This window comes from Hymenobacter siberiensis, from assembly GCF_018967865.2.
Taxonomy (GTDB): Bacteria; Bacteroidota; Bacteroidia; order Cytophagales; family Hymenobacteraceae; genus Hymenobacter; species Hymenobacter siberiensis.
In genome coordinates this window covers 2,382,578-2,404,630 of record NZ_JAHLZY020000001.1, presented here as the reverse complement: position 1 = coordinate 2,404,630, position 22,053 = coordinate 2,382,578, and the positions used below count along the sequence as shown (strand labels likewise).

At 60.7% G+C, this 22,053-nt stretch carries 20 protein-coding genes and 1 tRNA gene; 13 read left to right on the top strand and 8 right to left on the bottom strand.

The features are described from left to right. Window positions 1–110 precede the first annotated feature (110 nt). Both KQ659_RS10660 and KQ659_RS10655 read right to left on the bottom strand, forming a co-directional pair. Window positions 111–470 carry a CoA-binding protein gene (locus KQ659_RS10660; protein WP_216688810.1) on the bottom strand — a complete coding sequence of 120 codons (360 nt, stop codon included), beginning with the start codon at window positions 468–470 and terminating at the stop codon, window positions 111–113. A 135-nt stretch (window positions 471–605) separates the two neighbouring features. Next, the gene (locus KQ659_RS10655; protein ID WP_216688811.1) at window positions 606–2,177 is read right to left on the bottom strand and encodes an NAD(P)/FAD-dependent oxidoreductase; all 1,572 of its coding nucleotides are present in this window, start codon (window positions 2,175–2,177) and stop codon (window positions 606–608) included. Between the two features lie 151 nt (window positions 2,178–2,328). Between KQ659_RS10655 and KQ659_RS10650 the strand changes: the two genes are divergently transcribed. Together KQ659_RS10650 and KQ659_RS10645 are read left to right on the top strand one after the other, a co-directional pair. Beyond that, window positions 2,329–2,889: an MFS transporter gene (locus tag KQ659_RS10650; protein WP_226915564.1), complete on the top strand. Its 561-nt coding sequence runs from the start codon at window positions 2,329–2,331 to the stop codon at window positions 2,887–2,889. A gap of 18 nt (window positions 2,890–2,907) precedes the next feature. After that, window positions 2,908–3,648: an MFS transporter gene (locus KQ659_RS10645; protein WP_226929933.1), complete on the top strand. Its 741-nt coding sequence runs from the start codon at window positions 2,908–2,910 to the stop codon at window positions 3,646–3,648. Window positions 3,649–3,727: 79 nt separating this feature from the next. On the opposite strand, the gene KQ659_RS10640 is transcribed toward KQ659_RS10645, so the two are convergent. Continuing rightward, entirely contained in the window at window positions 3,728–4,414 is a 687-nt protein-coding gene (locus KQ659_RS10640; protein WP_216688812.1) for a tetratricopeptide repeat protein, read from the bottom strand. A 26-nt stretch (window positions 4,415–4,440) separates the two neighbouring features. Continuing rightward, window positions 4,441–5,433: a tryptophan 2,3-dioxygenase family protein gene (locus tag KQ659_RS10635; protein WP_216688813.1), complete on the bottom strand. Its 993-nt coding sequence runs from the start codon at window positions 5,431–5,433 to the stop codon at window positions 4,441–4,443. Between the two features lie 271 nt (window positions 5,434–5,704). Between KQ659_RS10635 and sdaAB the strand changes: the two genes are divergently transcribed. The 7 genes from sdaAB to KQ659_RS10600 all read left to right on the top strand — a co-directional run bounded on the left by sdaAB (window position 5,705) and on the right by KQ659_RS10600 (window position 12,479). Beyond that, window positions 5,705–6,385 (top strand): L-serine ammonia-lyase, iron-sulfur-dependent subunit beta, encoded by a 681-nt coding sequence (gene sdaAB, locus KQ659_RS10630; protein ID WP_168672885.1) that lies wholly within the window; start codon window positions 5,705–5,707, stop codon window positions 6,383–6,385. A 73-nt stretch (window positions 6,386–6,458) separates the two neighbouring features. Next, complete coding sequence (locus tag KQ659_RS10625; RefSeq protein ID WP_216688814.1) at window positions 6,459–8,006, top strand: TolC family protein; 1,548 nt, start codon at window positions 6,459–6,461, stop codon at window positions 8,004–8,006. 89 nt (window positions 8,007–8,095) lie between these two features. After that, window positions 8,096–9,502, top strand: a complete 1,407-nt coding sequence (locus KQ659_RS10620; protein WP_216688815.1) for an efflux RND transporter periplasmic adaptor subunit — start codon at window positions 8,096–8,098, stop codon at window positions 9,500–9,502. Between the two features lie 236 nt (window positions 9,503–9,738). Further along, on the top strand, window positions 9,739–10,728 hold the full coding sequence (locus tag KQ659_RS10615; protein ID WP_226915566.1) for an NAD(P)H-dependent glycerol-3-phosphate dehydrogenase: 990 nt from the start codon (window positions 9,739–9,741) through the stop codon (window positions 10,726–10,728). A gap of 35 nt (window positions 10,729–10,763) precedes the next feature. Next, window positions 10,764–11,174 carry a DUF4259 domain-containing protein gene (locus tag KQ659_RS10610; RefSeq protein ID WP_216688816.1) on the top strand — a complete coding sequence of 137 codons (411 nt, stop codon included), beginning with the start codon at window positions 10,764–10,766 and terminating at the stop codon, window positions 11,172–11,174. Then, window positions 11,171–12,043, top strand: a complete 873-nt coding sequence (locus tag KQ659_RS10605; RefSeq protein WP_216688817.1) for a glycosyltransferase family protein — start codon at window positions 11,171–11,173, stop codon at window positions 12,041–12,043. The genes KQ659_RS10610 and KQ659_RS10605 overlap by 4 nt, the downstream gene beginning before the upstream one ends. 4 nt (window positions 12,044–12,047) lie before the next feature. Next, on the top strand, window positions 12,048–12,479 hold the full coding sequence (locus KQ659_RS10600) for an EamA family transporter (protein WP_216688818.1): 432 nt from the start codon (window positions 12,048–12,050) through the stop codon (window positions 12,477–12,479). 67 nt (window positions 12,480–12,546) lie between these two features. Here KQ659_RS10600 and KQ659_RS10595 read toward each other — a convergent pair whose 3' ends face one another. From KQ659_RS10595 to pdxH, 4 genes are all read right to left on the bottom strand, one after another. Continuing rightward, window positions 12,547–14,313 (bottom strand): hypothetical protein, encoded by a 1,767-nt coding sequence (locus tag KQ659_RS10595; RefSeq protein WP_216688819.1) that lies wholly within the window; start codon window positions 14,311–14,313, stop codon window positions 12,547–12,549. 56 nt (window positions 14,314–14,369) lie between these two features. Next, window positions 14,370–14,960, bottom strand: a complete 591-nt coding sequence (locus KQ659_RS10590) for a Maf family nucleotide pyrophosphatase (RefSeq protein ID WP_216688820.1) — start codon at window positions 14,958–14,960, stop codon at window positions 14,370–14,372. Next, window positions 14,957–16,285, bottom strand: coding sequence for a DUF1015 domain-containing protein (locus tag KQ659_RS10585; RefSeq protein ID WP_216688821.1), 1,329 nt, complete (start codon window positions 16,283–16,285; stop codon window positions 14,957–14,959). Before KQ659_RS10585 ends, KQ659_RS10590 begins: the two co-directional genes overlap by 4 nt. 120 nt (window positions 16,286–16,405) lie before the next feature. Further along, window positions 16,406–17,059, bottom strand: coding sequence for a pyridoxamine 5'-phosphate oxidase (gene pdxH, locus KQ659_RS10580; protein ID WP_216688822.1), 654 nt, complete (start codon window positions 17,057–17,059; stop codon window positions 16,406–16,408). Between the two features lie 228 nt (window positions 17,060–17,287). Here pdxH and KQ659_RS10575 point away from each other — a divergent pair, with 228 nt between their 5' ends. The 4 genes from KQ659_RS10575 (at window position 17,288) to KQ659_RS10560 (ending at window position 21,853) form a co-directional block, all read left to right on the top strand. Further along, entirely contained in the window at window positions 17,288–17,842 is a 555-nt protein-coding gene (locus KQ659_RS10575; RefSeq protein ID WP_216688823.1) for a YqgE/AlgH family protein, read from the top strand. Between the two features lie 89 nt (window positions 17,843–17,931). Then, window positions 17,932–20,391, top strand: a complete 2,460-nt coding sequence (locus KQ659_RS10570; RefSeq protein WP_216688824.1) for a DUF349 domain-containing protein — start codon at window positions 17,932–17,934, stop codon at window positions 20,389–20,391. Between the two features lie 121 nt (window positions 20,392–20,512). After that, window positions 20,513–20,585, top strand: a tRNA-Thr gene (locus tag KQ659_RS10565). Between the two features lie 140 nt (window positions 20,586–20,725). Further along, entirely contained in the window at window positions 20,726–21,853 is a 1,128-nt protein-coding gene (locus KQ659_RS10560; protein WP_216688825.1) for a hypothetical protein, read from the top strand. The last annotated feature ends 200 nt before the right edge of the window (window positions 21,854–22,053 follow it).

Sequence of the window (22,053 nt, the reverse complement as noted above, 5' to 3'; positions counted from 1 at the left end):
AAAAGATGCAGCATTAGACCCTTGCCAAGTGCCTTTGGCAAACCCATAAAAGCAGTCGTACCCCCCGAAACTGGGTTTCGGGGGGTACGCGATTCGAAATTTTGCTTCTATTAATACTGCCCAATCGAGAGCAGTACCAACGTGCAGGCTTCCTCCGTCTGGATGCCGCGCTGCTGGGCCAGGCGTTCCAGCTCGGGGTTTTCGGTGCCGGGGTTGAAGAGGATGCGCTTGGGCTTCAGGTCCAGAATGTAGTCGTACCAGGTGGGCTGGTTTTGCGGGCCCACGTAGAGCGTCACGGTATCGATATCCGTTTCTTGGGGCCGGTCGGTGTGAATGTCGAGCCCGGCCACCTGGCCTTTGCGAATGCCGACGGGCACTACCTCGTGGCCGTGGTTTTTGAGCATGTGCGCCGCCCGGTACGAGTAGCGGGCCGGATTATCGGAGGCGCCGAGAACAAGAGTCTTTTTCATAATTGGATAGTAACGGGCACCCGGCGGGCGGGTGCGGATTGTTGAGGTAAGTTCAGTAGTACGAAAAGGCCACCGCATCGGCCAGCCTAACGCGCGGGCCCGCCGAAGGGTGCCCGTTTGGCTGAGCAATAAAGGCTAGCGGCGCACCGCCGCCCGCACGGCCTCGGCGCAGCGCTCGCCGTCCATGGCCGCCGACACGATGCCACCCGCGTAGCCCGCGCCCTCGCCGCACGGGTACAGCCCCGCCACCACCGGGTGCCGCAGCGTATCCTTGTCGCGCGGGATGCGGATGGGGGCCGAGGTCCGGCTTTCCACGCCCACAATCTGGGCGGCGTTGGTGGCGTAGCCGGGAATCTTCCGGCCAAAGTCGCGGAAGCCCTGGCGCAGGCGCTCGGCCAGCACCGGCCCCAGCACGTCGTCCATCTGCACCGACACCAGGCCGGGCTGGTACGACGTTTCGAGCAGGCTGCCGGACTGTTTGTTTTTGAGAAAGTCGCCGAGCAGCTGGGCCGGGGCCCGCTGCGTGCCGCCCGCCGCCCGGCAGGCCAGCTGCTCAATCTGCTGCTGAAAGTGCAGGCCGGCCAGCGGGCCGTGCTGCTTCACGTCCATGTCGGCCAGCTCCACGGCGGCCACAATGCCGGAGTTGGCAAAGCGCGAGTCGCGGCGGCTCGGGCTCATGCCGTTCACCACTACCTCGCCCGGGGCCGTGGCTGCCGGCACTATGAAGCCGCCCGGGCACATGCAAAAGGAGAACACGCCGCGCTGCTCGCCGCGCACCTCCGTTTGGTGCACGAGCGAGTAGGAGGCGGCCGGTAGCAGGCCGCGGTCAATCCGGCGGTACTGGGCCTGGTCAATCAGCTCCTGCGGATGCTCGACGCGCACGCCCAGCGCAAAGGGCTTGGCCTCGATGAGCACGCCGCGCCGGTGCAGCAGCTCGTAAATGTCGCGGGCCGAATGGCCGGTGGCCAGAATGGTGGCCTCCGCCTCGATGGTCACGCCGGTAGCCGTGACCACGCCGCGCAGCTGGTTATTATCGAGCAGCAGGTCGGTCACGCGGGTTTCGAAATGCACCTCGCCGCCGGCTTCGATGATGGCCTCGCGCAGGGCCTGCACCACAGCCGGCAATTTGTTGGTGCCGATGTGGGGGTGAGCGTCCACTAGAATGTCGGGTGTCGCGCCGTGCTGCACCAGGCGGCGGAGCACGCTGCCCACATCGCCGCGCTTGGTGGCGCGGGTATACAGCTTGCCATCGGAATACGTGCCGGCCCCGCCTTCGCCAAAACAGTAATTGGAATCGGAGTTTACCAGCTGGTCTTTGTTGATGGCAGCGAGGTCGCGGCGGCGGGCGCGCACGTCTCGCCCGCGCTCCAGCACAATCGGTTTCAGACCCAACTCCAGGCAACGCAACGCCGCAAATAACCCCGCTGGGCCCGCCCCGATGATGAGAACCCGGGGGCTATTTACTTTCACATTTGGATAAACAAACCATGGTCCAAATAGCTCACTCGGTGGGGCGCTCCTGTAGATGTCGGCGCGTAGTCGTACCAGGGGTTGCCGGCCCCGGGCATCAATAGAACGCCGGCGTAAATGCACAAAATCGGCTTCGCCCGGGGCCAGGCCGGCCTGTTGTAAAATGGCTTCGTAGCGGGCCAGCTCATCAAACGCAACTTCGGGGGCAAGCAGTACTTCTAGTTCTTGTTTTAACATTTGTGTAATATGAAAGGTGGCTATCCTTTTGGGTATAGGCTTGTTATTGCCCGGCATGGCTGCAAAGTTACGGCCGCTGGAGCAGCGTCGCCGGCACACAAAAAATCAGGCGGCCTCAGCCATCGCGGGCCGCGAATCGTTTATTTGCCCCATGACTACAACTACCCTCTCTGCGCCGGTGTCGCGGTTGCGCTCCATTGTCAGCGGCTCCATTGGCAACCTTGTCGAGTGGTACGACTGGTATGCTTACTCAGCTTTTGCCCTCTACTTCGCTCCCGTGTTCTTCCCGCAGGGCAGTGCCACGGCGCAGCTCCTGAATACGGCCGCGATTTTCGCGGTGGGGTTTCTGATGCGGCCGCTGGGCGCCTGGGTACTGGGCGCGTATGCCGACCGCCACGGCCGGCGGGCGGCGCTGTTGCTCTCGGTGCGGCTCATGGCGGGAGGCTCGCTGCTGATTGCGGTCGCCCCGGGCTACGCTACTATTGGAGTGCTTGCGCCGGTGCTGCTGCTGCTGGCCCGGCTGGTGCAGGGCATCAGCGTGGGGGGCGAGTACGGCACGTCGGCCACCTACCTGAGTGAGATGGCCGGCGCGAAGTACCGGGGCTTTTGGTCCAGTTTTCAATACCTCACCCTGATGGGTGGGCAGTTGCTGGCGCTGGTGGTGCAGCTGGGTTTGCAGCAGGTGCTCAGCCCAGCGCAGCTCGGAGCCTGAGGCTGGCGCGTACCGTTTGTGATTGGGGCGCTGGCGGCGCTGGGTGCCCTTTACCTGCGCACGCACATGGGCGAAACCGCCGCTTTCGAGCAGCAGCAAAACGCCCTTTTAGCCGACCCCGAAGGCGAGGGCAGGGCACCCTCGCCCAGCCAGTTTCGCATGCTGATGCAGCACCCGCGGGCTGTGCTCACCGTGGTGGGCCTCACGCTGGGCGGCACGCTGGCCTTCTACACCTTCACCACCTACGCCCAGAAATTCCTGGTTAATACCTCCGGTTTTTCCAAGGAGCAGGCTACGTTGATTTCGTTCGGGGTGATGGCGGTGGCCCTGTTGTTTCAGCCCTTGCTGGGTGCTCTTTCCGATAAGGTTGGGCGCCGGCCGGTGCTGCTCATGTTTGGCATTGGGGCCACGCTGGGCACGGTGCCGCTGCTGCGGCAGCTGGCCCACACGCAAGATGAGTGGGTGGCGGCGGGCCTGCTCATCGCGGCGCTGTTTGTGGTGAGCGGCTACACGTCCATCAGCGCGGTGGTGAAGGCGGAGCTGTTCCCCACCGAAATCCGGGCGCTGGGCGTGGGTCTGCCGTTTGCCCTCACGGTGGCCATTTTTGGCGGCACGGCCGAATACGTGGCCCTCTTCGCCAAGCAGCACGGCGTAGAGGAGTGGTTTTACTGGTACGTAACGGGCTGCGCGCTGCTTTCGCTGCTGGTGTACTGGCGCATGGGCGAAACGCGGGCCGAGAAGGGCCGGATGGCGGAGTAATAACCGTTCAAAAATGAAAACCGGAACCTGCCGCTAGCTACAGCTGGAAAGGTTCCGGTTTTTTGTTAGGCGCTATTGCTTATCGTGGGGAGGCTTTCTGAAGCTCGGGTATAAATTCCCAATTGTGCGTGGCCGTTGCATCCAGGGTACTGGCTGAGTCCACGTATTCCCAGGCATTTCTGTAATCACGCTTAAAAAAATAAGCTACTGCCATTTTCATATACGCATCGGTGGTGCCCTTGGTATCACTTGTATCTGCCAGATACTCCTGAAGCCTGGCTACGGCCGTATCCAAATCCGGCGAGTGATGAGTTACATCATATCGACTGAGTAGCGCCTGAGCCATATCAATTAATAAGCGCCGATTAGCGGGATTGTGGCGCCGGCTGATTTGGAAATAGCGCAGAGCATCGGCAGGGTGTTGGCGTTGGCCTTCAACTACTCCGAAGCCCCAATAAGCAGACGCATTGGTGCTGTCCAATAGCCACGCTTGGTTGAACCGTTTGATGGCCGTTTCGGAGTCTTTGGCATAAAAGAAATCCCAGCCTTTTTTTGAATGATAGACTGAAGCCTCCTTGCGAGTGGGAAAGTTTTGGTCACAAAAGGCCAGAAACGTTGCATCAGCTTTTTTCAGGGACCGGCTTTTCTCCAATCCGCCATACAGGGGGAGCTGGTTAATATTACCGTTGCTCGCAACCTGGGCTGCTGCGCTTCCGAGTTTAAAAACCAGCACGACTGGCAGCGCAAGTTTAATAAACTGTTTCATAATCAGTAGTTACGGCAGCCATTGGTTTACGCGCCGACCGTTTCCTCCAGCACACTATCCACCCAGCCTTTGCCCCATTCTTCCAGCTCCTGGGCGCTCCAGAGCTGGGGGTAGAAGATGCGGCGCTGGAACTTGGGGGGCAGGTAGCTGCGCCAGTTGGTGCCACCGGTGGCGGCCACGTCGGTGGGGTTGCGCTGCAGGTAGCGCACCGCCGATTTGAAGTGCATCAGCGGCCAGTTCACATTTACGCTGATGTCGAGCTGGCGCAGGGCGCGCAGCAGGCGCGGGTGTTGGCGTTCTTCTGCGGGCAGGCGCTGCACCACGGCCCACACGTTGCGGTGGTGGTAGGCCTCGGCGTGGCGCACGAGGTCGGCGGTGTATTTACGCTCGAATTCGATGAGGGTGAGGGCCTTGGCTCCGCTGGCTTCGACGGTGGCCCCGGCCTTCCAATAAATGCAGCCCAGCAGCTCGTCGTAGTCGTAGTCCGAGGCCTTGCCCAGGGCCTGGCGCTTGGCCTCGTCGGTGAGGTTTTCGAGGCTGGTGCTGGCAATCTCAATCATGCGGTACTGCACGCTCTGGAAGCCTGAGGCGGGCATCAGGGCCATGCGGAAATCGAGAAACTGCTGCTTGTCCATGCCATCCACCATGACATCGAACGAGTCAATGAGGTTGTCGAAATAGCGGTTGATGCGGCCCAGGCGCAGCACAACTTCACTCAAAGTCGGTTGCGGGAGGTTGCCAATCTGTTCGTATTCACAGAGGCAGAGCTTGAAATACAGCTCTGAAATCTGGTGATACATGATGAAAATCCGCTCGTCGGGGATGTTGGTGAGGGGGCGCTGGAGAGAGAGTAGGGTGTCTAGTTTGATGTAATCCCAGTAGTTAATGTATTTAGCGTGGTAGAGACCTTCGAGGTAGGCGGCCAGGTCTTGGCCGTCGGGGGCGTATTTCTCCTGAAGTCGGTGCAGCTGCGCCAGCACGGCGGGAGAAAAATCCTCCTGGGTGGGAGAGGGGGACATGAAGAGGGGAGTGAGATAGGAGGGTGGGAAAAGGCTGGGTGGGCCCGCAACAAATATCGTTAAAATACTGAGTTTGTAAAGCGCGATTTCAGGTGGCGGGCCGAACCATTCGCAACCAAAACGGTTGAAGCGCATCTTTGTCGCTGAGTTTCGGAAGAAAAGAATTTGCGCCGGAAAATTTCTGCGCGCCAAGCACCAGGCTGAATAACGGCGTGGTCCACTGCGCAACCGCTACTTTTAGCTTTCCAAACCGCACCGAAGGCATCTACCCATGGCTGAAAAATCCAGCATTTTTGATATGATTGGCCCCGTGATGATTGGGCCCAGCTCATCGCATACGGCCGGCGTGGTGCGTATTGCTCGGGCCGCCATTCGCATTCTGGGGGCCGTGCCTACCGAGGCGGTGGTCACGTTCTACAACTCGTTTGCCCGTACCTACGAGGGCCACGGCTCGGACCGCGCCATTGTGGCCGGCCTGCTGGGCTACGCGCCCGACGATACCCGCATCCGCACCGCGTTCGACCATGCCGAGGCGGCTGGCTTGCACTATACCTTTCAGAGCGTGGGCAATGCCTCTACCATGCATCCCAATACCATTAAGCTGAATTTGCTGGATGGTGCCACCGGACACCGCGTGGAAGTGGTGGGCCAGAGCCGGGGCGGGGGCGTGATTCGCATTGTGGAGGTGGACGGCTTTCCGGCCGATTTTTCGGGAGCGCTGCACACGCTCATTATCGATGCCAACGACGTGCCCGGTTCCATTGCCTTCATCGCCTCGGTTATCGCCCACGACCAGTGCAACATTGCCACCATGATGGTGAGCCGCAAGGGCCGCAACGATGCCGCCCGGCAGTTCATCGAAATGGACAGCCCGATTAAAGAAATAACCCTGGCCTATCTGCGTCAATTAAGCTGGGTGCAGGGCATCACCTACATTCCAACGCTGGAATAAGGCTGGGGCATGTAATAAAATGCCCGGCCCACCGATTATACCACCTCCACAGAAGCACCAATTTTTCTGCGCAATGAAACGAAGGAATACGCCATTTTTTCATCGGGTGCGGCCCCGGCCGCTGGCGCTGATGGTCGGCGTGGTGCTGGCCACGGCCAGTGCCCAGGCCCAGACCACGCCCGCGCCCGCGCCACCGCCGGCCCTGGGCCAGCCCGCGGCGGCCCCCAGTGGCCCCTGGACGCTGCAAGCGGCCGTCGAATACGCCGTGACGCACAACCTGACCGTGCGCCAAAGCGAGCTGACCGCCCAGCAGCAGGTGGCCGTAACGCGCCTGAACCGCGCCGCGCTGCTGCCCACGGCTGCTCTCAACGGTAGCCAGAGCTTTAGCTTCGGCACCAACAAAGACCCCTTCACCAACCAGTTTCAGGCCGTGAATGTGCGGGCCAACAACTTCTCGGCCCAGGGGCAGGTCACGCTGTTTTCGGGCTTTCAGCTGCGCAATACCATCAAGCAGGGGCAGCTCGACGCGCAGGCTACGCGGGCCGACGTGGAGAAGGCGCGCAACGACTTGTCGCTGAACGTGGCCTCGTCGTTTCTGCAGCTGCTGCTGGCACAGGAGCTCATCCGGGCCTCTGAGGCGCGCATGGGCACCGTGCGCCAGCAGGTGAGCCGCAGCGAAAAGCTGCTGAAAGCCGGGGCCGTGGCCGAAGGCAACCTGCTTGACAGCCGCGCCCAGCAGGCCGGCGAGGAACGCACCCTTGTGACGGCCCAAAACCAGCTGGCCCTGGCCCAGCTGGCCCTGGTGCAGCAAATGAACCTCGACCCGGCCAACGCCCGCCGCTTTGAAGTGGTGGTGCCCACCCTGCCCGACCCCGCCCAGCTGGCCATTTCCGATGCCGAGCTGGACCCTAACGCGACCTACGAAATGGCCCGCCAGAAGCTGCCCGAAATAAAGGCGGCCGAGCTGCGCGTGCTTAGCTCCCAGCGCAACCTCGAAATTGCCCGGGGCGCTTACTATCCGCGCCTGACCATGGCCGGAGGCGTTTCGACGGGCTTCTCGTCGGTACGGAACCAGCAGACGCTGCGCACCGACCAGTTTACGAAGGTGCCGGTTTTTGAGCTTTCGCCTTCGTCCCCGACCGGAATTGTGCCCTCGAACTTTGTGACGGTGCAACCCGCCTTTGATGTACTGCCCTACAAATTTCTGGACCAGCTACGCGACAACCGGGGCGAGTTTCTGCAGTTTAACCTCACCGTCCCCCTCCTCAACGGCCTGCAAACGCGGGTGGGTGTGCAGCGGGCCCAAATCAATATTCAGCAAAGCGAGGTGCGGGCCGAGCAGGTCCGGCTGCAGTTGCGCCAGTCCATCGAGCAGAGCTACGCCGATGCGTTGGCGGCCCAGCGCCGGTTCGCGGCCAGCTCGCGGCAGGTAGATGCGTTGGCCCTGGCCTTTCGCAATGCCGAAATCCGCTTCAACAACGGCTTGCTGAACGGAACCGATTTCAACATCGCCCGCAACAATCTCACGGCCGCCGAGTCGGATATGATTCAGGCCAAGTACGAATTTTTCTTCCGCCGTAAAGTGCTCGATTTCTATCAGGGCAAGCCGCTGACTCTCTAATCATCTAACAAGTAACATTTGTCATTTAACAGCTGCGCGATTACACGTGAATTGTTAAGTGTTAATTGATAAATGTTAAATGAAACCTTATGAAAAACAACCGTTTACTGTATATTCTGCTGGGTTTGGTGCTCGTGCTCATCGGGGGCTACATTGTGGCAAAGAAAAAAGGCTGGGTGGGCAAAACCCCCGGCGTGGAAGTGCTGATGGCCAAGGCCGGCCCCACTAATATTGTAGAGAAAGTGAGCGCCTCGGGCAAGGTGCAGCCCGAAACCGAAGTGAAAATATCGCCCGACGTGTCCGGCGAAATCATTGAGCTTTATGTGCAGGAAGGCGATTCTGTGCGCAAGGGCCAGCTGCTGCTCCGCATTCGGCCCGATAACTACCAGGCCCAGGTAGCGGTGCAAAGTGCCCAGGTGGGCACCCAGCGCGCCAACGTGGGCCAGGCCCAGGCCCGCCTCCAGCAGCTCCTGGCCTCGGCCAAGCAAACGGAGCTCACGTTCCGTCGCAATTCCTCGCTGTATAAGCAGAAGGTGATTTCGCAGGCCGACTACGAAGCCAGCCAGGCCGCCTACAATGCCTCGCAGGAGGAAATTAACAGCGCCCGCCAAACCATCCGGGCTTCGCAAAGCACCGTGAGCGCGGCCTCGGCCTCGCTGGAGGAAGCCCGCAAAAACCTCAACAAAACCACGATTTACGCGCCCGTGAGCGGCACCGTGAGCAAGCTCAACGTGAAGAAGGGCGAGCGCGTGGTGGGCACCACCCAGATGGCCGGCACCGAAATCATGCGCATTGCCAACCTCAACAACATGGAGGTGCGCGTGAACGTGAACGAGAACGACGTGAACAACGTGAGCATCGGCGATTCGGTGGAAGTTGAAGTAGACGCGTACAGCAACAAGGACGAGAAGTTCCGGGGCCTCGTGACCAACATTGCCAATACGGCCAAGGATGCCCTCACGGCCGAAGCCGTGACCGAGTTTGAAGTGCGTATCCGGCTGCTGCCCGAGAGCTACCAGCACCTGCTGCGTAACGTGCGCGGCCACATCGTGGTGCCGTTTCGTCCGGGCATGACGGCCTCCGTCGACATCATCACCGAACGCAAGGGCGGTGTATTGAGCGTGCCGCTGGCCGCCGTAACCACCCGCTCGGACTCGGCCAAAACCGATGATACCAAAAACGGCCCCCGCATGGGCGGCCGGGTCAGCGGCACTGCCACCGCCGTGGACCCGAGTGCAAACGCGAAAAAGGTCGATATCCAGGAAGTGGTTTTCGTGATTAAGGACGGCAAGGCGGTGATGACGCCAGTGAAAACCGGCATCAGCGACTTCCAGAACATTGAGATTCTGAGCGGCGTGCCGGCCGGGGCGCAGGTGGTGACCGGGCCGTTCCGGGCCGTGGCCAAAACCCTGAAAGACGGCTCCGTCGTGGAAATCAAGGATGCCAAATCGCTCAATAAAGAAGCGCTGAAGGACGACCCTGAAGCGGGTAAGTAAGCACGAAAATCCCCCTCCTTTTTTAAGGAAGGTTGTTTTCATTAAAGCTGAAATTGGGGTGGCTGGCCTCGTTGAACGATACCCGAACGATGCCTTGCGCGAGTCGTTCCCGCATCGTTCAACGGGTTCACCACCCCAATTTTTTTTCTGCAAAATGTCCCCTCCTTAAAAAAGGAGGGGAGTTTCCGTTCTTTGACGCTTCAACTTCCCACCGCAACACTATTCAGTCACCCACTTTGGAAAAAATTGCCATGCTCGGCGGCGGCTCCTGGGCCACCGCACTCACCAAAATCCTCAGCGAAAACGGCTCCCGCGTGGATTGGTGGCTGCGCTCGAAAGACGATGTGCAACACCTGTTGCGCACCCGCCACAACCCGCGCTACCTCTCGGCCGTGCAGCTCGACCTGAACCGCGTGTACCCCACCACCGACCTGGAAGAAGCCATTGAGGAAGCCGACTGGCTGGTGCTGGCCGTGCCGGCTGCCTTCGTGCAGCCCGTGCTTGACAAGCTGGACCGCGATGTGCTGAAACATAAAAAGGTGATTTCGGCCATCAAGGGGATGATTCCGGGCAAAAACCAGCTCGTGACCGACTACGTGGCTGAGCGGTTCCGGCTGCCGCGCACGCAGCTTGGCGTGATTGCCGGGCCGTGCCACGCCGAGGAAGTGGCCCTCGAAAAGCAGAGCTACCTCACCATCGGCTCGCCCGATGCGGCGCTGGCGCTGGCTTTTTGTGAGCTGCTGCGCAACCGTTTCGTGAGCGCCCACCCCGCTACCGACCTCGACGGCATCGAGTACTGCGCGGTGATGAAAAACATCATCGCCCTCACCGGCGGCATCGCCCACGGCCTGGGCTACGGCGACAACTTCCTGGCCGTGCTGGTGAGCAACGCCGTGCAGGAAATCCGTCGCTTTTTGCAGGCTATCAACCCGCAGCCGCGCGACCTTTCGGCCTCGGCCTACCTCGGCGATTTGCTGGTGACAGCTTACTCGCAGTTCTCGCGCAACCGCACCTTCGGCAGCATGGTGGGGCGCGGCTATTCGGTGAAATCGGCCCAGCTGGAGATGAATATGGTGGCCGAAGGCTACTACGCCGTGAAATCTATCCACGAGTTAAACAAGAAGCTCAAAGTGAACATGCCGATAACGGATGCGGCGTTCAATATTTTGTATGAGCGGATTTCGCCGGCCGTGGAGTTAGAGATTTTGAAGGAGAAGTTGCGGTAAATAATCTGCATTTAACTAATTAAGATACAGCGTTTATGGGAGCTTGGGGACATCAGAATTTTGAAAATGATTCGGCAATGGATTTTGTCGGTGAATTCATAGAATCGCCGAATCTTGACGTTATCAATGAGGCGCTTTCGGTCGTTATCGAGGCGGGTGCGGAGGAAGAATACATTGAAGTAGATGAGGCTTCAGCAGCGTTAGCAGCAGCAGAGATTGTCGCTGCTGCTTTGGGCCAGGCTGCTACTGATGTGCCGGAAGAGTTGCCAGCTTCAATCCAAAAAATAGGGTTGACAGTTGACGATAAAATGTTAAAAAAAGCTCGAAAAGCTGTCAAGCAAGTACTGCGGGAATCGGAACTTCAAGAACTATGGCAGGAAGGCGGTGAGCCTAACGAATGGCAACAGGTGCAGGAAGGACTGTTGAAACGACTGGGCCAGGTATGAAAGTAGTCGGTTTCACCTTCGTCCGCAATGCCATCAAGTACGATTACCCCGTGCTCGAAAGCATCAATTCCCTACTGCCACTTTGCGATGAATTAGTAGTAGCCGTAGGTAATTCAGACGATGATACGCTGGGGCTGATTCAACGAATCAACTCCCCAAAAATCCGTGTCATCGAAACCGTGTGGGACGATTCCTTGCGCGAGGGCGGCCGGGTGCTGGCCGTGGAAACCGATAAGGCCCTGGCCGCCGTGCCGGCCGATGCCGACTGGGCCATCTATTTGCAAGCCGATGAGGTGCTGCACGAGGCCGATTACGCGGCCATCCGGGTCGGAATGGAGCGCTGGAAAGATGATAAATCCGTGCAAGGCCTGCTGCTGAACTACCGGCATTTCTACGGCTCTTACGACTACGTGGGCGATTCCTACCGCTGGTACCGGCGCGAAATCCGCATTGTGCGGCCCGATATTGGCGTGGCTTCTTACCGCGACGCGCAGGGCTTTCGGCTGGCCGATAACAGCAAGCTGCGCGTAAAGCTGCTCGATGCCACCGTGCACCACTACGGCTGGGTGAAAACGCCCGCCGCCATGCAGCGCAAGCAGGAAACCTTCAATAAGCTGTGGTATTCCGACGAGTGGGTGGCCCAGAACGTGGCCCCGGCCGAGGATTTTGATTACAGCCAGGTTGACTCTCTGCAGCGCTTTACCGGCACGCACCCGCAGGTAATGCTGGCCCGCATCCGGCAGCAAAACTGGCGCTACGAGCACGACATGAGCCGCAACCAGCACCGGCTGAAAGACCGTTTCAAGCGTGCCTTGGAGCTGCTGACGGGCTACCGAATTGGCGAGTACCGCAACTACAAGCTCGTATAAGGCGATGATGAACTGGCTGCCGCTGGCGCTTCTCACGGCCCTGTGCCTGGCGCTCTACAACTTTTTCATCAAGCTCGCCGCCGACCATGTGTCGCCGGCCGTGGGCGCGGTGGTGCTACAGCTGGTCGCTGCCGCCCTTGGGGCCGCGTGGCTGCTGAAACTGAAGCTGCAGGGCCAGCCGCTGGTCGTTTCTGGCAAGGGCCTGGCCTGGGCGGTGCTCGCCGGGCTGGGCGTGGGCCTGGCTGAAATCCTCACTTTCGTGGTGTTTCAGCGGGGCGTGAATTCCTCCGTGGGTACGCCTGTGATTGTGGGCGGCTCGGTGCTGCTCACGGCCATATTAGGTCTGGTAGTGCTGCGCGAGGCCCTGACGCTGCCTCAGGCCGGGGGCTTGCTGCTGATTGTGGCCGGTATTGCTCTGCTGGCGCGGGGGCATTAACGGTCATCCCGACGCAGGAGTAATCTGAGATAAATCGTGCTCAGATTCCTCCTGCGTCGGAATGACATTATTCCATCAAGTGCCAATAGGAGGGAAGCGCCCCTGCCGCGCTGGCCGAATCGGCCACGGCAGGATTTAGTTGGTAGATTTCAACCAGCTCGTTATGAAAAACGGGTGGGAAGGTGAACCCCGGTTGAAACCAACCGTGCAAATCGGGAAAAGCCAGCACGTACGTGTAGCTGATACCCGGCTGGGGAATATGGTCGATGGGCCAGCGCTGGCCGGGGTGCTCCGAGTGCAGGTACATTCGCACAAACAGGCTGTGGGTTGATTCGGGCATAAGCGTGCGGGCCTTGGGGTGCTGGTCGAGCCATTGAAAGGCTTGGTACAGGGCCGCGTTGCGATGGCGCGGGCGCTGGTTGTCGCGCCACAGGCTGTTCACTTCGTAGCCCAGCCAGATTATTCCCATCAGGCTCAGCGCCGCGTGCAGGCCGCGCTGCCAGCGTTTGGGGGCCGCCTGCAGGAGCCAGTCGACCACCAAAGCCAGCAGTAGAAAGAAGAAAAATGCTTTATACAGTACCGCACGGCTGGGAGCAAATACCCGCTGCGCGGCCATCATGGCGTAGGGAAAAGCCATGAACCAGAGCGCCGCCGGAACCAGCCGCTGCAAGGGCAACCGCTGCGTCGTCGGCCACTGCGTCCCGCGCCGCCACAGCAGCAGGACCGCCGCCAATACCGCGAGTACCAGCAATCCGCCTACTTTGCCCTGACCCGCCAGAAAGCCTTCCGTTTCCCACAGATAGGCCGGCAGGCCCCGCCAGAACACTCCTAATGGTTGCGGGGCGACGAAACCATTGCTGAAGAAAATGGCCGGCCCCGATACGAATATCAGCGGCGTATAGAGCACTAGGCTGCCCGCGGCTATCACCGCCCCCAGCACCGCCAGCCACGCAATGGCCCGCCAGTCGTGCCGTCGCAAGTAGCCCAGCCCTAGCCACGAAAAAGCGGACCCCAACACCAGCGCAAAAGTGGGTACGGTGTAAAGGCCCAGCACGCCACCTACCACCAGCCCCGTCCAGGCGGCGCGGGGCTGCCGGGTGCCATCTGCCAGGGCCAATGACCCAAAGAAGGCCATTACCCCCATCAGCGTCAGCAGCCAGTAGCCACGGCCCACGGCCACATGGTACAGGCTCAGCTGCGCCAGGCTGAACAGCAACGTGCTCAGCCATGCCACCCGAAAGCTGGCCCGTGCCCACAGAAGGCCCAGAAACAGCAGCCCCGTGGCCATCGTGGCGGCCAGCACCACGGGCAGCCGCATGGTGAACCAGAACCCCGGGTTCACCTGATAGAATACCCAGTCGATGGTATTGGACAGCACATGGTTATTAGGCACCGGATAGTAAGCCGAAACTGCCAGCAGGCTCTTGCTGGCAAACATTTCGTACGACGGCACGTCATCATACCCCGGCGTCACGGCCGGAATACTGGCTACCAGCCGGAAGGCGGTGAGGGCGAGCAGGAGCAGAACCGCGCCGCGTTGCTGCGCTGTGGGCAAGGCTCTAAATGCACTGCTAAGGCCCCGCAGCACGGCGCGCAATTCGCTGCCCCACTGGTGGCACTCGGCGCGACCGGCGGGTGCGGCAATCAGGATAACGGCCGGCAGGGCTAGAACTACGGCTAAGCCCGTTAGCAGCTGCCCGGCCTGGGCAAACTCAGCGGCGGAAAATAGCCGGATGCGCCATTTATAAAAGGGGAAAATAGCATCCAGCTGCCGCGCTTCGGCCCAGGTGGCGCTGTGCAGCATGAGCGCCGCGTAGCCTGCGCAAAGGGCCAATAGCCCAACCGATAGAATGCCGAAAAAGCGCACTCCCGGTAGCTTTACCACCGGGCTCATCGCGGCTGAGTGCTGCCGGGCAATGCCCCGAGGGCTTCCAGCTCGGCCCACACACGGTGCGTGGGCAGGCCCATCACGTTGAAGTAGGAGCCTTCGAGCCGGGTGATGGCAGCCATGCCCAGCCAGTCCTGCGCCCCATAGGAGCCGGCCTTGTCGTAGGGCTGGCAGGTGTCGATGTAGTAGCCGATTTCGGCCGGGTTCAGCGAACGGAAATGCACGGTGGTCTGGTCCGAGAACACGACCTGGCGGCCGTCGCCGGCGCGCAGGCACACGCCCGTGAAAACGTCGTGGGCGCGGCCCTGCAGGCGGGTGAGCATGGCGGTGGCTTCGGCGCGGTCGGCGGGCTTGTTCAGCACGTCGTTTTCGAGGCACACGATGGTGTCGGCGGTTATCACCAGCTCATCGGGGGCCAGGTCGGGGGCGTAGGCGGCGGCTTTGTGGGCGGCGAGGTATTCGGCCACTTCGCCCCGGCGCAGGTGGGCGGGGAAGTCCTCGTCTACTTCGCGCAGCCGGATTTCGTAGGGCAGGCCCATATCCGTCAGCAGCTGGCGGCGGCGGGGCGAGTTGGAAGCTAAAATGAGTTTCACTTGGGGTTGGCCTGGAAAAGCTCGGCGAAAGCGTTGCCGGCTTCTTCATCGGCAATGCTGCTGAAGAGAAAACCGCCGATGGTTTTGGGATAGAAAAAAGTTGATTTGGGCGGCATCACGGCCCCGGAATGGCACACGGCTTCCACTTCGGCCATGGTCACCTCGTTTACGATGAAGGCCCCCCGGGCCTCGCCCCGGTCCACGCGCTGGAGACATTCGGTGAAATTGCGCACGTAGGCCACGCCCGGCCACGCCCGTTGCGCGTCCGGCCCCACAATGCCCAGCACCTTTTCCAATACAAAAAAGTGCAGCACCGTAAGGTCCAGCGTTTTTACTTCCTCGGTCGTGTCCCAGTCCAGCTGTCCATGCACTTCGGGCCGGAGCCGGATTTTGAACGACTGCCCATCCACGTACAGGCCGAATGCCCACTGCTTTCCGGTGATGATTTCGGGCAGGTCGCTGGCATCATCAGTGGGCAAAACGGTGAAGTAGGGGGCCAGCCGGTCCAGCAGCTCGCCGGTGTTTAGTTCGGCGGGTAGGTCCAGCAGCAGGCGGTGGGTGGGCAGAATGCGCAGGTCGTCGGCCGCCGCGTTGGTGAGGTACATGAGGTGGTAGTTCCAGGGCTCGCGGCCGGTGGCGCGGCCGTCGGCGGCCAGCTCGCGGGCCTGGCGGTAGGCCAGGGAGCCTTCGTAGCGGTGGTGGCCATCGGCCAGAATTACCTCCCGCTTGGCCAGCACCTCCTGAAACCGTCGAATGATGGCCGCATCCTGAATCACGGCCAGTACGTCGCGCGCACCCTGGTAGTCTTCCTCGGTTTCGAGCAGTGGCGCGCGCATGGCCTCGTCCAGGTAGGTTTCCAGCTCAAAATCCTCGTCGCGGTACAGCCCGTGCGTGGCGCTGGTCTGAAACTGGGTGCGGGCCAGTAGCTCGGCCCGGTCGTTCACCGAGGCGGGCAGCGTGTTCTCGTGGCGTAGTACCACGTTTTCCTCCCAGTCATAGGCCCGAATGTGGCATATGAACCCCTTGCGGCAATATTTGCGGGGGCTTCCGGGCAGCTGGAAATACTGGTAGTAGGCATAAATGCCCGGCAGTTCGTCCTGCCGCAGTACGCCGCTGGCCTGCCATTCGCGCAACTGCAACAGCGCCGCCTCGGTTGGGTCATCGCCCCGGGGCACCGACAAATGGATGGAGTTGAGTGGATTACGGTAAAGCGCCTCCCGCTGCTTCGCCGATACGACATCGAACAGCGGTGAAACATAGGCATCGATGTTGGCGCTCAGCGCCGCATTGTAGCGCCAGCCGCGCAGGGGTTGAATTTCAGCCAAAACTTTTCATTTAACAATTATCATTTAACATGCTAACAATCATTATTTACATTTTCGCTCGATGCATGTTTCACGCAGTTTCGATTGTTAAATGATAAATGATAAATGTTAAATGAAATCTCACGGGGCCAGGCGGCTGCGCTTCCAGGCGGCGCCATCCCACTCGTACACAATGCGGTCGTGCAGGCGGCTGGGGCGGCCCTGCCACAGCTCCAGCCGCGTGGGCCGCAGAATGTAGCCGCCCCAGTTGTCGGGGCGCGGCAGCGGGTTTTGCTCCCCAAACTCCTCGGCTACGGCTTCTTCGCGGGCTTCAAGCTCTTCGCGGCTGCCGATGACCTGGCTTTGGGGCGAAGCCCAGGCCCCGAGCTGGCTGCTGCGCGGCCGGCTTTGGAAATATTCGGTCGACATCGTGTTCGGAGCCTTTTCTACGCGGCCTTCCACGCGCACCTGCCGCTCCAGGCCGGGCCAGAAGAAGTTGAGCGCCGCCAGTGGCTGCGCGGTCAGCTCCTGGCCCTTACGCGAGTCGTAATTTGTATAAAACAGAAAGCCGGCGTCATCGGGCAGGCCTTTCAACAGCACCACCCGCGACGATGGCTGCCCCGTGGCGGCCGCTACAGTACTCACGGTCATGGCCGTGGGCTCGTCGAGCCGGGCAGCTATGGCTTCTTCCAGCCACGCCCGAAACTGGGGCACGGCCTCTGGCAGCACATCGGCTTCGGAAAGGGTGCGCTGGGCGTACGTTTTGCGCAGGTCGGCAAGGTGCAGGTCAGTCATTAGGGGAATTTGAGAGAATTATAAATAGGCGTCATTGCTGCCAGGGCCGGAACATGGTACTGGGGAACAATTTTGCGGCTGATGCAGTCTTATTGCACCATACTTTGGAAGCTAAATGGCCTTGGCGGTGCAAGGTACTACCATCTGTAAAGTCCGTCTTGCTGACTTTCTCACAGCGGTTCGCAATGCCATTTATAATTCAAAAAATAATTTATAATTTCTCTTCTCATGCGGCCCGGTACTCTGCTCATTTCCAAGCCCTTCCTCGGCGACCCCAATTTCGAGCGCAGCGTGGTGCTGCTCTGCCGCGACGAACCTGCCGATGGCTCCTTCGGCCTCGTGCTGAACCGTCTCACCAGCCTCGTGCTCGACGACGTGCTCGACCTGCCGCCCGAGGCCACGGCCGCCGCCATGGTGCCCATCTACGTGGGTGGGCCCGTCGAGCCCAACACGCTGCACTACCTGCACCGCCGGGCTGACCTGCCCGGGGCTACCGATTTGGGCCAGGGCGTGTATTGGGGTGGCGATTTTGAAACCCTGCTCGGCTTACTCGGCAGTGGGGCCCTCGAAGCCGGTGATGTGCGGCTATTTGCTGGATATTCGGGGTGGTCGGCGGGCCAGCTGGCCGGCGAAATGCAGGGGCAGAGTTGGATACGGCACCCCGCAAGCGCTGGGAAAGTGTTTACTTTGGCATCTGATGCGTTCTGGCGGGAAATTCTGCGGGAGAAGGGCGGCAAGTTTAAAGTCCTGGCCAACTATCCCGTCGACCCCCGGCTCAACTAATGAGGTTTTTGTCCGGACCTTTGTTTTATTCCCACTTTTTTTGCTCTCCCCTCTGGCCCCCTGCTCCGGGCTGGCTTTTACGAAGATTTATGGCTGCTGAAGAAAACCCCACTGCTCCGCTCGCGGGCGGCAACGACCCGGCCGGCGAAGACCGGATGACCATTTTGCAACGCCGTCTGGCCGAAATTCAGGGCAAATCGTCCCCGGCCGATGATGCTGCGCCTTCCACTACAGCCACGCCCAACGCGGCCGGCGAAACGCAGGTAGAGCTGCCCGCCCAGGGCACCCCCGATTTGGCCGCCGGCCAGCCCGAGGGTGCTGGCACAGCCGAAACACCCGGGGCCGCTGTTATCGCCGCCGACCTCGGCCCAGTCGTGCCCACGCCCGGCACGCCCGAAGCCGCCGCCGCCGCCGAAACTGCCCAGCACGTTTCCCATCCCGTAAGCGTGGATGGCAGCGATGTTTCGGCTCCGCAGGCCCGCGCCATTGAGCACTACGGCGAAGTAATGGCCACTACACCCAATCCCGAAGCCCTGCCCGCTGCCGAGCACATCAACAGTGCCACGCCCGCGCCCATTGCCGACCCCGAAACGCTGAGCGCCCCAGACACGGCTGCCACCGTCGAAGACCAGGCTCCCGCGCTGCCCACTGTGGACCTGCACGATGCCCCGGAGCTGGAAGCCGCGCAGGAGCCGTTGGCCACGCTGCCCACCTCGTCGGAAACCCCGCTGAATGCGGCCCCGGCCGATGTTGCGGCTATTGATGCTGGCGAAGAAGCAACCGGCGTGGAAGGTGAAGCAGCTACTGAAACCGCTGCTCCTGATTTCACTGCCCTCGACCTGCCGGCCCAGGCCAGCTACCTGGTGGGCTTGTTGCGCAGCCCCAACGCTGGCAAAAATCGCAAGCAGATTTCAGACCTCACCCGCCAGTACGAAACCAACGTGGGTCTGGTCCGCACCGCTGCTCGCGAGAAATTCGCCGCCGGTGGCGAAGGTGTCGAAGCCTTTGCTTTCCAGCAGCCCGAAGGCCAGCAGGAGCTGAACAAAGCCCTGCAGGAGTTCCGCGAGAGCCGCGCCAAAGATGCCAAAGCCGAGGACGCCAGCCGTGGCGACAACCTCAGCCGGAAAAAAGCCCTGCTCGACCAGCTCCGTACGCTGGTTGACGCCGCCGAAACCAAAGACAGCTCCGGCAAGCTGAAGGCCCTGCAGGCCGAGTGGAAAGCCACCGGTGCGGTGCCCCAGGGCGACAGCCAGGGTATCTGGGATACATACCACGGCCTGCTCGACATCTATTACAGCAAGCAGGGCCAGTTCCTGCAGATGAAGGACCTGGACCGCCGCCGCAACCTGGAGGCCAAAGAGGCCCTCATCAAGCGCGCCGAAGCCCTCGGCTCGGCTTCCGGCATCAATAAAGCCCTCGATGAGCTCACCAAGCTGCACGAGGACTGGAAGAACATCGGCCCCGTGCCCAACGACCAGCGCGAGCCGCTGTGGCAGCGCTTCATTGCTGCTTCGGATGTGCTGCACCAGCGCCGCAAGGAGTTCGTGGACCAGCGCTCGACCGTGGAGAAAGCCAACCTTGTGGTGAAGCAGGCCCTGTTGGAGCGCGTGCTACCCTTCGCTACCTTCGAAACTGACCGCGTAAACCTGTGGCGCTCGAAGACCGATGAGCTTCAGGAAATCAAGACCGAGTGGGAAGCTGCCGGCCTTGTGCCCCGCGCCCAGGCCGATGCCCTGAACAAGCAATACTGGGCGGCCTACAAGGCTTTCTTCAACCGGAAGAACGACTTCTTTAAGTCGCTCGATAACGAGAAGTCGGCGAACGTGAAAGCCAAGCAGGCCCTTATCGACCAGGCCGAAGAAGCCGCCAACAATGCCGACGGCGACGCTGCCCGTCAGGTAATCATTCGGGTGCAGAAGGAGTGGAAGGACGTAGGCCGCGTGCCCGATAAGCTGGCCGATAAGCTCTGGCACCGGTTCCGCGCCGCTTGCGATGCCGTGTTTGAGCGTCCCAAGCAGGAATCCCGCTTCCGCGAGGAGAAGGTGCAGCAGTCGTCGGCTGAGCAGACCGCGCACCTCGATACTATCGCCGAGCAGGTTAATGCTCTCAGCGTTGATGCACCGGGCTCGCTCGAAGGCTTCCGGGCCATCCTGGCCGGCTGGGCCACCGAGTTTGATGCCAACGACGAGCAGCCCGGCCGCGGCACCGCCGACCGCAGCGAAGAGCAGCTGTTGTCGCTGCTCGGCAAGTACCTCGACCACGTTCCCGGCCTGGGCTACGCCGACCGTACCGATTTATTGTTCCAGACCGAAGTAGCGCGCCTCAAAGCCCGCCCGCAGGCTCAGCAGCAGCTCACGCGCAAGGAAATGGCCTTGCGCAAGGAAATTAACGAGCTGGAAAACGACCACTCGACCCTGCAAACCAACCTCGATTTCTTCGCCCGCTCCAAAAATGCTTCCCAGCTCCGCGAGGAGTACCAGGGCCGCATCGCCGAAGGCCAGAAGCGCATCGAAGCCCTGAAGAAGCAGTTGCGGATGATTCGCAGCTAATTAGCTCTTCTAACCAAGGCTAAGCGGGCCGGCTTCGATGATGCCGGCCCGCTTTTTTTGCTAAATGTGGCCCAATTGCTGGGAATACGGTGTTGGCTGTTTACTTTTGCATCACCAACCCGCCGCCTTAGCTCAGTTGGTAGAGCTTCTGACTTGTAATCAGAGGGTCGTTGGTTCGAGTCCGACAGGCGGCTCATTTATCCTTTACCGGAACACCCGGAAAACTGCTTCACACGTCGTGGAGGCCGTTTTCCGGGTTTTTTGCGTCTAGGGGAATCGGTACTCCTGGGTGCGAATCTTTCACTTTACGGTGGGACAGACGCCCCCCTTTTGTATGGTTACCCAATTCGTTCTTCGCACCGACAAGAAAGATAGCGTGGGCCGGTGCCCCGTGCACCTGGTCGTTTATTTTGATGGGGTTCGCCTCAAATGTGCCACCGGCGAAAAATGTAAGCCCGCGGACTGGAACGCAACCCGGCAGGAATTCCGGAAGTCGTATCCGCTGCCGGATGATGCCAACGCCCTGCTGGCCCGGCTAACGAATGATGCGCTGGCGTGGTGGCGGAAGCTGCGGGCTGAAGGGGAGGCCCCGACGGTGGCCGGCCTGCGGGTGGCGCTGCGGCCGGCCCCGGTGCCCGAGGCGGTGGTGGTCGAGCAGGAATCGGTGACGGTGTGGTATGACGACTACCGCAAGTCGATGCTGGCGCGGGGCTATGCCAAGGAAACGTTGCGGCACCACTTGGTGACGCGGAACTGGATGGTGGGCTTTGAGAAGTGGGCCGGGGTGCTACTGGACCCAACGACCTATAGTCTGGAGCTGCATGACCGGCTGATGGTGTATTTGCGGGAGGAGCGCAAGCTCGGGCCAAACTCGGTAGCTACGGCGCTGAAGGATTTGAAGGCGTTTTTGCGGTGGCTGCGCGATGAGCGAGGAGTGACGCTGGGGCTGGAAATCCGTAAAATCACGATTAAGGGGTTTGATGTGCCGAAGCTTTACTTGTCGGCGGAGGACCTGGGCAGGATGGAAACGGCGATGCTGCCGGCCAACCTGGTGCCGACGCGGGATATTTTTCTGTTCTACTGCTACACGGGGCTGCGCTACTCAGACGTATCGGGGCTGCACCGGGGCAACCTGCACGAATGGAACGGGGGGCGGGTACTGCGGCTGATGATGAGCAAGACGCGGGCGGGGGTGAGCATCTACCTGACTGCTCCGGCGGCGGCTATCATTGACAAGTACGCCGATGCGGAACGGCTAAAGCTGCTGCCGGTGCATCCGAATCAGGTGATGAATAAGTATCTGAAACGGGTGTGCAAGCTGGCCGGTCTGCTGGGGGCGGCCGACCTGGTGAGTTATGTTACGCAGTGCTTGCCGCCCTCCCCGTTCGCCTTACCCCCTGGCCCCTCTTCGAAAACGAGAACTGACTCATCGCCTTTAGCGCTAAAAATCAATAACTTTTAACCAGGGCCATTACTACGAGCTGACCTACACTTTCATGCTCATCAACAAGCATGATTCGAGCGCACCATGAAGCAGGGCGACAACCTGACTATCCTGGTCAGCATCGATGGGGGCACGGCAGCCTCGGAAATTGCCTGCTCCATGCTGCTTGCTGAATGGCAGAAAAGTCAGGAAGGCGACTGGTCGGGGCGTCGATGCGC

What these genes read in the sequence shown, in the direction of transcription:
- KQ659_RS10655 (WP_216688811.1), bottom strand. Translation starts at nt 2,177, where the DNA reads ATGTTAAAACAAGAACTAGAAGTACTGCTTGCCCCCGAAGTTGCGTTT.
- KQ659_RS10635 (WP_216688813.1), bottom strand. Translation starts at nt 5,433, where the DNA reads ATGTCCCCCTCTCCCACCCAGGAGGATTTTTCTCCCGCCGTGCTGGCG.
- sdaAB (WP_168672885.1), top strand. Translation starts at nt 5,705, where the DNA reads ATGGCTGAAAAATCCAGCATTTTTGATATGATTGGCCCCGTGATGATT.
- KQ659_RS10610 (WP_216688816.1), top strand. Translation starts at nt 10,764, where the DNA reads ATGGGAGCTTGGGGACATCAGAATTTTGAAAATGATTCGGCAATGGAT.
- KQ659_RS10640 (WP_216688812.1), bottom strand. Translation starts at nt 4,414, where the DNA reads ATGAAACAGTTTATTAAACTTGCGCTGCCAGTCGTGCTGGTTTTTAAA.
- KQ659_RS10575 (WP_216688823.1), top strand. Translation starts at nt 17,288, where the DNA reads ATGCGGCCCGGTACTCTGCTCATTTCCAAGCCCTTCCTCGGCGACCCC.
- KQ659_RS10560 (WP_216688825.1), top strand. Translation starts at nt 20,726, where the DNA reads ATGGTTACCCAATTCGTTCTTCGCACCGACAAGAAAGATAGCGTGGGC.
- KQ659_RS10570 (WP_216688824.1), top strand. Translation starts at nt 17,932, where the DNA reads ATGGCTGCTGAAGAAAACCCCACTGCTCCGCTCGCGGGCGGCAACGAC.
- KQ659_RS10660 (WP_216688810.1), bottom strand. Translation starts at nt 470, where the DNA reads ATGAAAAAGACTCTTGTTCTCGGCGCCTCCGATAATCCGGCCCGCTAC.
- KQ659_RS10600 (WP_216688818.1), top strand. Translation starts at nt 12,048, where the DNA reads ATGATGAACTGGCTGCCGCTGGCGCTTCTCACGGCCCTGTGCCTGGCG.
- KQ659_RS10650 (WP_226915564.1), top strand. Translation starts at nt 2,329, where the DNA reads ATGACTACAACTACCCTCTCTGCGCCGGTGTCGCGGTTGCGCTCCATT.
- pdxH (WP_216688822.1), bottom strand. Translation starts at nt 17,059, where the DNA reads ATGACTGACCTGCACCTTGCCGACCTGCGCAAAACGTACGCCCAGCGC.
- KQ659_RS10620 (WP_216688815.1), top strand. Translation starts at nt 8,096, where the DNA reads ATGAAAAACAACCGTTTACTGTATATTCTGCTGGGTTTGGTGCTCGTG.
- KQ659_RS10625 (WP_216688814.1), top strand. Translation starts at nt 6,459, where the DNA reads ATGAAACGAAGGAATACGCCATTTTTTCATCGGGTGCGGCCCCGGCCG.
- KQ659_RS10605 (WP_216688817.1), top strand. Translation starts at nt 11,171, where the DNA reads ATGAAAGTAGTCGGTTTCACCTTCGTCCGCAATGCCATCAAGTACGAT.